We start from the raw sequence: 7,274 nt of genomic DNA, 5'->3' as shown, positions 1-7,274 counted from the left end.
AGTACGTCCAGTACGAGGCCGACTCGGGCGCACGCCCAGCCGGGCGCCCAACGCCGCGCGCTGATCTGCCAAGATCCGCCGGACAGGCCCTAGCGCGCGGCGCCGTCCGGGGTGACCGGGTCCGGGCCCGCGTGGGCGTCGCCCTCCATCGGCACCTCCTGGCCGCTCGTCCGATCCACCACCGTCCGCCCGGCCAGCGGCGAGCGCAGGTCGACGGAGACGGCCTGCCGCTTGGCCATCGCGGTGCAGACGTGCCCGGGCTGGACGGTCGGCGGGCCCGGCACGATCACCACGCCCACCTGGCCCGGCTGCGACTCGTCCGCCTTCACCGCGTACGTGGTGCAGACCCCGCCGAAGAAGTAGACGGTCAGCTTGTTGCTGCCGTCCAGCCGGTAGCCGGTCGGCGGCCGGACGTTGGAGTTGGCCGGGCCGCCACCGGCCGGGTTGGGCTCACCCGGGGCGATCCCGTTGGGCGGGGGAGTGGCCGGCGTCGTGGGCCGCCCGGGTGCGGGCTCGGCCGGGGTCGGCGTCGCCCCGCCCGACGGGGCCCCCGCGGGCGCCGGCGCGGACGGCGAACCGGAGTCCGCCGGGGCCGTCGGGGACCCGCTCGGCGGGGCCGAGCTGCTCACGGAGGCCGAGGCGGTGCTCGCCGCCGAGTCCCCGGAACCCTTGCCGTCGCCGTTGCAGCCGGCCAGGGTCACCACTGCCGCCAGCGCGGCCACCGCCAGGGCCACCGCCCGCCGACCGCGGCGGGGCATCGTCTCCAGATCCATCTGCGCATCCTCCCGAGGGCTCAGCGGCGCGGCCTCCTCGGCCGCACCGCGCGGATGTGACGTGCCCCGGTCGGATCCGGTTCCCCGGTCCTCACATGCCGTACTCGGCCATCCCGGCGACCAGCCGCTGCGCCCCGGACGGCACCCGGACGCCGACGGACGCGGGGGCGGCGGGCTCCGGTCCGGCCGTCACCACCGGCCAGAACCGGCGCAGCCGCCGGGATGAGCGGACCAGCGCGTCGAGGCTCTCGGCGTCCGCGTCGGCTCGGCGGGCGCTCGGGGGGAAGGGGTCGGACATCATCGGGCATCGCTCCGATCAAGGGCCGTGGCCGCATCGCCACGGTCGTCGACGGGCCCCGACCGATCGCGGCAGGGCTCCATGGGGCCGACCCTAGGCCCGGCCCGGTGGGCCCACCAGTGCTACCCGGAGGTAGTACACGTTGGGGGGGCCGGGGTGCCACCATGGCGGGGAAGGCGACCGGCAGCTTGCGGGACTCTTGCTGGCGTGCCGTGCCGGACGGGTACCGTGAGTGGGTTCATTCGCCCCCGCTGGCCCTGTTGCCATCCTGAGGAGACCCCCGTGCGTATCGCCGTCGCCGGCTCGATCGCCACCGACCACCTGATGACGTTCCCCGGTCGGTTCGCCGACCAGCTCGTCGCCGAGCAGCTGCACACCGTGTCGCTGTCCTTCCTGGTCGACGCCCTGGACATCCGCCGTGGTGGCGTCGCGCCGAACATCGCGTTCGGCATGGGCGTGCTCGGGCTCCGGCCGATCCTGGTCGGTGCCGCCGGCGCGGACTTCGCCGAGTACCGCAGCTGGCTGGAGCGCAACAACGTGGACTGCAACTCCGTCCACATCTCCGAGACCCGGCACACCGCCCGCTTCATGTGCACCACGGACGAGGACCACAACCAGATCGCCTCGTTCTACACCGGTGCCATGGCCGAGGCCCGCAACATCGAGCTCAAGCCGATCGCCGACCGCGTCGGCGGCCTCGACCTCGTCCTGGTCGGCGCCGACGACCCCCAGGGCATGGTCCGCCACACCCAGGAGTGCCGCACCCGCGGTTACGCCTTCGCCGCCGACCCCTCCCAGCAGCTGGCCCGCCTGGACGGCGAGGACATCCGCGAGCTGGTGGACGGCGCCTCGTACCTCTTCACCAACGAGTACGAGGCCGCGCTGATCGAGACCAAGACCGGCTGGGACGCCGAGGAGCTGCTCACCCGCGTCGGCACCCGGGTCACCACCCTGGGCAGCAAGGGCGTCCGGATCGAGCGCAAGGGCGAGGCCCCGATCGTGGTCGGCTGCCCGGCCGAGGAGGCCAAGGTCGACCCGACCGGCGTCGGCGACGCCTTCCGGGCCGGCTTCCTGTCCGGGCTGTCCTGGGGCCTCGACCTGGAGCGCGCCGCCCAGCTCGGCTGCATGCTCGCCACCCTGGTGATCGAGACCGTCGGCACCCAGGAGTACGACCTGCGTCCGGCCGCCTTCCTGAAGCGGATCGAGGACGCCTACGGGGCCGAGGCCGCCGCGGAGATCCGCACCCACCTGGTCTAGCGGACGGGCCCTGGTGGTCCGCCCCTCAGGAGCGGCGCACCACCAGGTAGGCCGACCCCCGGTCGCCGCCGTAGTCGGCGGCCGGGGCCTCCCCGGCGTACTCCTGACCGCGCATCCCGCACCAGGCCGGGACGTCCAGCCGGGCCGCCTCGTCGTCCGCCAGCACGGCGACGGTGCCGCCCACCGGCACCTCGCCGATCCGCTTCGCCAGCTCGATCACCGGCAGCGGGCACCGCTTGCCGAGCGCGTCGATCACGAGCAGTGGCCCGGCGTCGCCCGCCGGCGCCGGCAGGTCCAGCCCGAGCGGGGCGCGGACCCCGGCGACCACGTCCGGCAGCACGCGGAGGAAGCGCTCCACGTCGGCCTCGGCCGTCCCGTACGGCAGCGAGACCCGGACGTTGCCCTCGGTGAGCACGCCCATGGCGGCCAGCACGTGGCTCGGCGTCAGGGTGGAGGAGGTGCAGGAGGAGCCGGAGGAGACCGCGAAGCCCGCCCGGTCCAGCTCGGTCAGCAGCACCTCGCCGTCCACGTACAGGCAGGAGAAGGTGACGAGGTGCGGCAGCCGCCGCACCGGGTCGCCGACCACCTCGACCTCGGGCACCAGCTGCGGCACCCGGCCGCGGATCCTCTCCACCAGGGCGTGCAGCCGGGCGTTCTCCCGCTCGGCCTCCGCCCGGACGGCGCGCAGCGAGGCGGCCGCGGCCACGATCGCCGGGACGTTGACGTAGCCGGGCACCCGCCCGCCCTCGCGCTCGTCGGCCGGCAGCGGCGAGGCGTACCGGACGCCCTTGCGCACGGCGAGGACGCCGACCCCGGGCGGTCCGCCCCACTTGTGGGCGCTCGCGGTCAGCAGCGACCAGCCCGCCGGGACGTCCATCCGTCCGGCGCTCTGTGCGGCGTCGACCAGCAGCGGAACCCCGGCCGCGGCGCACAGTTCGGCCACCTCGCCGACCGGCTGGACGGTGCCCACCTCGTGGTTGGCGCTCTGCAGCGCGGCCAGCGCGGTGTCGGTCCGCAGCAGGGCGCCGAAGGCCCGCGGGTCCACCCGCCCGGTGCGGTCCACCGGGGCCACCGAGACCTCGCCGCCGCCCGCCTCGTGGCGTTCGCCGACGTGCAGCACGCTGGAGTGCTCCACCGCGGAGTGCACCAGGTGCCCGCCGCGCCTGCGGTTCCCGGCCAGGGCGCCCAGCAGCCCGAGTTGGACGGCCTGCGTCCCGCTCGCGGTGAAGGAGATCTCGTCGGGCCGCGCGCCCAGGACGGCGGCGACCGTCTCGCGGGCGGCGTCCAGCAGCATCCGGGCCTGCCGGCCGGAGCGGTACAGCCGGGCCGGATCGGCCCAGCCCTCGTCCAGGGCGGCGGTCAGGGCCTGCCGCGCGACGGGGTGCAGAGGGGCCGTCGAGGCCACGTCGAAGTACACGGTCACATTTAACGACACACCCGGAGCCGCGCGGCTCGGTCCGCATTGCTCACCGGCCGTCAGTCGATCACCCCGAATGTCCGCTTCGTCCGGTGCCGACGGGCCGTCACCCGCGTTGTTCGAGGTCATCCCCCGATCGGGCGTAAGGACCTCGAATGCCTGGGATGACCTGCGGCGCAGCGCCTGCCGGGCCTGATCGGGCGACCGGGCGGCGCGTTACCGGGGGCTGCCCGTCAGGAGCGCATAAGGCTGGAGTAGGGTTTGGCCCGCATAAGCATTCAAACCGTGCCCGTGGACGGGTCGCCGGAGGGGCTCACACTCCCCTCCCGGTGCGACGCGAAGGCGGGCGAGACTTCGGGAAGGCGCTACGTGAGTCCCAACGGCTCCGACCGCTCGCCGCGGCGCACGATGCGGCGGAAGCTGCCTCAGGCGCTGGCACTGGGCCTCGTCATCGCGACCGCCACCGGCTGCTCGGCCAACGACCTCCCCAGGCTTGGCCTCCCGAGTCCGGTCACGAAGGAAGGACCCATGGTCCTCCAGATGTGGCAGGGCTCCTGGATCGCGGCGCTGGTGGTCGGCGTACTGATGTGGGGTCTGATCATCTGGAGCGTGATCTTCCACCGGCGCAAGCGCACCGGCGTGGAGATCCCCCCGCAGACCCGGTACAACGTGCCCATCGAGGCGCTCTACACCGCGGTCCCCATCATCATCGTCTCGGTCCTCTTCTACTTCGTCGCCCGCGACGAGTCGAAGCTGACGCATGTCTCCGCGAAGCCGCAGCACTACGTCAACGTGGTCGGTTTCCAGTGGAGCTGGGCGTTCAACTACGAGAACACCGAGACCCCCGACCCGGCCAACAAGGACGCCGCGTACGAAGTCGGTACGCCCAAGGTGGTCCCGACGCTCTGGCTGCCGGTCAACGAGACGGTGCAGTTCCGGCTCACCTCTCGGGACGTCATCCACGACTTCTGGCCCGTCAACTTCATGATGAAGATGGACGTCGTACCGGGCGTGGTGAACAAGTTCGAGGTCACCCCGACCGTCAAGGGTGACTACATGGGCAAGTGCGCCGAACTCTGTGGTTACGACCACTCGCGCATGCTGTTCAACGTCAAGGTCGTCGACCGTGCCGACTACGACAAGCACCTGGCTGAGCTCCGCGCCAAGGGCCAGAACGGTGCGGTGCCTTCCGGCCTCATCAGCATGGGAAGTGAAGAGAAGTGACCATCCTCAACGAGCCCGCCGCGGCCGGCGGGGGCGCCGAGGCCGTCACGGTCGGGGCGCAGCGGACCCGCAAGCCGGGTTCGACCATCATCAAGTGGTTGACCACCACTGACCACAAGACGATCGGCACCCTGTACCTGGGCACGTCGTTCGCCTTCTTCCTGATCGGTGGCATCCTCGCCCTGGTCATGCGCGCCGAGCTGGCTCGTCCCGGGACCCAGATCCTGTCGAACGAGCAGTTCAACCAGGCGTTCACGATGCACGGCACGATCATGCTGCTGATGTTCGCGACGCCGCTGTTCGCGGGCTTCTCGAACTGGATCATGCCGCTCCAGATCGGCGCCCCGGACGTGGCGTTCCCGCGTCTGAACATGTTCGCGTACTGGCTGTACCTCTTCGGTTCGACCATCGCGGTGGCGGGCTTCGTGACCCCGAACGGCGCCGCCGACTTCGGCTGGTTCGCCTACTCCCCGCTGTCGGACGCGGTGCACTCGCCCGGCGTCGGCGGCGACATGTGGATCATGGGTCTGGCCTTCTCCGGCTTCGGCACGATCCTCGGTGCGGTCAACTTCATCACCACGATCATCTGCATGCGCGCTCCGGGCATGACGATGTTCCGGATGTCGATCTTCGTCTGGAACGTCCTGCTGACCTCGGTGCTGGTCCTGCTGGCCTTCCCGGTGCTGGCCGCCGCGCTGTTCGCCCTGGAGGCGGACCGCAAGTTCGGGGCCCACGTCTTCGATCCCGCCAACGGCGGGGCGATGCTGTGGCAGCACCTGTTCTGGTTCTTCGGCCACCCCGAGGTGTACATCATCGCGCTGCCGTTCTTCGGCATCGTGTCGGAGATCATCCCGGTCTTCAGCCGCAAGCCGATGTTCGGCTACTCCGGCCTGATCGCGGCCACCATCGCGATCGCCGGTCTGTCCGTGACGGTGTGGGCGCACCACATGTACGTCACCGGGCAGGTGCTGCTGCCGTTCTTCTCCTTCATGACCTTCCTGATCGCGGTCCCGACCGGTGTGAAGTTCTTCAACTGGGTCGGCACCATGTGGAAGGGCTCGCTGAGCTTCGAGACGCCGATGCTCTGGACGGTCGGCTTCCTGGTCACCTTCCTCTTCGGTGGTCTGACCGGTGTCCTGCTGGCCTCGCCGCCGATCGACTTCCACGTCTCGGACTCGTACTTCGTCGTCGCCCACTTCCACTACGTGGTCTTCGGCACCGTCGTCTTCGCGATGTTCGCCGGCTTCCACTTCTGGTGGCCGAAGATGACCGGCAAGATGCTGGACGAGCGCCTCGGCAAGATCACCTTCTGGACGCTGTTCTTCGGCTTCCACACCACCTTCCTGGTGCAGCACTGGCTGGGCGCCGAGGGCATGCCCCGCCGTTACGCCGACTACCTGGCCTCGGACGGGTTCACCACCCTGAACACCGTCTCGACCATCGGCTCCTTCGTGCTCGGCCTGTCGATCCTGCCGTTCCTCTACAACGTCTGGAAGACCGCCAAGTACGGCGAGAAGGTCACCGCGGACGACCCGTGGGGCTTCGGCCGCTCCCTGGAGTGGGCGACCTCCTGCCCGCCGCCGCGGCACAACTTCCTCACCCTGCCCCGGATCCGCTCCGAATCCCCGGCCTTCGACCTCCACCACCCGGAGATCGCCGCGCTGGACTACCTGGAGAACCACGGCGAGCCGGCCAAGCACCTCGCGGGTGTGACCCCGGCGAAGTACGACGCCCCGAAGCTGGGCAAGGGCAAGCAGGAGGGTGACGCCTGATGAAGGAACAGGGAAAGATCTTCCTGGGCCTGTCGGTCTTCGTGCTGGCGATGGCCATCACGTACGGCCTGTGGACCAGCAACGCGAAGGACGGCCCGGGCCTGGAGGCCGCCGGCACCACCGCGCTGTTCCTGGCCTTCGCGCTCTGCGCCTTCATCGGCTACTACCTCGCCTTCACCGCCCGTCGGGTGGACAGCGGCGCGGGTGACAACCCCGAGGCCGAGGTGGCGGACGACGCCGGCGAGCTGGGCTTCTTCGCCCCGCACAGCTGGCAGCCGCTCTCGCTGGCGCTCGGTGGCGCGCTCGCGTTCATGGGCGTGATCTTCGGCTGGTGGCTGATGTTCTGGGCCGCCCCGATCATCCTGATCGGCATCTTTGGATGGGTCTTCGAGTTCTACCGGGGCGAGAACCAGAACCAGTAGGTTCCGCCTCCGGCGACAGGGCCGGGGGCGCCCCCACCGGCGTGCCCGCCCCCCCGCGCGCGCGGGGGGCGCGGCCGCCCCCCCCCGCGGCGCGGCGGGGCGCGCGGGGGT

At 71.3% G+C, this 7,274-nt stretch carries 7 protein-coding genes; 4 read left to right on the top strand and 3 right to left on the bottom strand.

The annotated features are described in order from the left end of the window. Positions 1-89: 89 nt before the first annotated feature. Positions 90-773 (bottom strand): hypothetical protein, encoded by a 684-nt coding sequence (locus ACFWXO_RS44045; protein ID WP_380532579.1) that lies wholly within the window; start codon positions 771-773, stop codon positions 90-92. Between the two features lie 91 nt (positions 774-864). After that, a complete protein-coding gene (locus ACFWXO_RS44040) occupies positions 865-1,074 on the bottom strand; it encodes a hypothetical protein (protein ID WP_375897353.1) in 210 nt (69 codons plus the stop codon). Between the two features lie 279 nt (positions 1,075-1,353). Here ACFWXO_RS44040 and ACFWXO_RS44035 point away from each other — a divergent pair, with 279 nt between their 5' ends. Then, the gene (locus ACFWXO_RS44035; protein ID WP_375897352.1) at positions 1,354-2,328 is read left to right on the top strand and encodes a carbohydrate kinase family protein; all 975 of its coding nucleotides are present in this window, start codon (positions 1,354-1,356) and stop codon (positions 2,326-2,328) included. Positions 2,329-2,353: 25 nt separating this feature from the next. Here the strand turns inward: ACFWXO_RS44035 and ACFWXO_RS44030 are convergent, their stop codons facing one another. Next, the gene (locus tag ACFWXO_RS44030) at positions 2,354-3,745 is read right to left on the bottom strand and encodes a cysteine desulfurase/sulfurtransferase TusA family protein (RefSeq protein WP_380532574.1); all 1,392 of its coding nucleotides are present in this window, start codon (positions 3,743-3,745) and stop codon (positions 2,354-2,356) included. A gap of 369 nt (positions 3,746-4,114) precedes the next feature. Between ACFWXO_RS44030 and coxB the strand changes: the two genes are divergently transcribed. From coxB to ACFWXO_RS44015, 3 genes are read left to right on the top strand one after another with little or no spacing between them, the layout of a single operon-like run. Then, positions 4,115-4,969, top strand: coding sequence for a cytochrome c oxidase subunit II (gene coxB / locus ACFWXO_RS44025; RefSeq protein ID WP_375893319.1), 855 nt, complete (start codon positions 4,115-4,117; stop codon positions 4,967-4,969). Then, on the top strand, positions 4,966-6,741 hold the full coding sequence (gene ctaD / locus ACFWXO_RS44020; protein WP_375893317.1) for a cytochrome c oxidase subunit I: 1,776 nt from the start codon (positions 4,966-4,968) through the stop codon (positions 6,739-6,741). The genes coxB and ctaD overlap by 4 nt, the downstream gene beginning before the upstream one ends. Then, positions 6,741-7,163, top strand: coding sequence for a cytochrome c oxidase subunit 4 (locus ACFWXO_RS44015; RefSeq protein ID WP_375893315.1), 423 nt, complete (start codon positions 6,741-6,743; stop codon positions 7,161-7,163). The genes ctaD and ACFWXO_RS44015 overlap by 1 nt, the downstream gene beginning before the upstream one ends. The last annotated feature ends 111 nt before the right edge of the window (positions 7,164-7,274 follow it).

Source organism: Kitasatospora sp. NPDC059088, from assembly GCF_042738155.1.
Lineage (GTDB): Bacteria > Actinomycetota > Actinomycetes > Streptomycetales > Streptomycetaceae > Kitasatospora.
Note: the sequence above shows the minus strand (reverse complement) of the source record. Positions and strands in the feature narration are given on the sequence as shown.

Coding starts and splice junctions, on each gene's coding strand:
- ACFWXO_RS44045 (WP_380532579.1), bottom strand. CDS start 773: ATGGATCTGGAGACGATGCCCCGCCGCGGTCGGCGGGCGGTGGCCCTG.
- ACFWXO_RS44040 (WP_375897353.1), bottom strand. CDS start 1,074: ATGATGTCCGACCCCTTCCCCCCGAGCGCCCGCCGAGCCGACGCGGAC.
- ACFWXO_RS44015 (WP_375893315.1), top strand. CDS start 6,741: ATGAAGGAACAGGGAAAGATCTTCCTGGGCCTGTCGGTCTTCGTGCTG.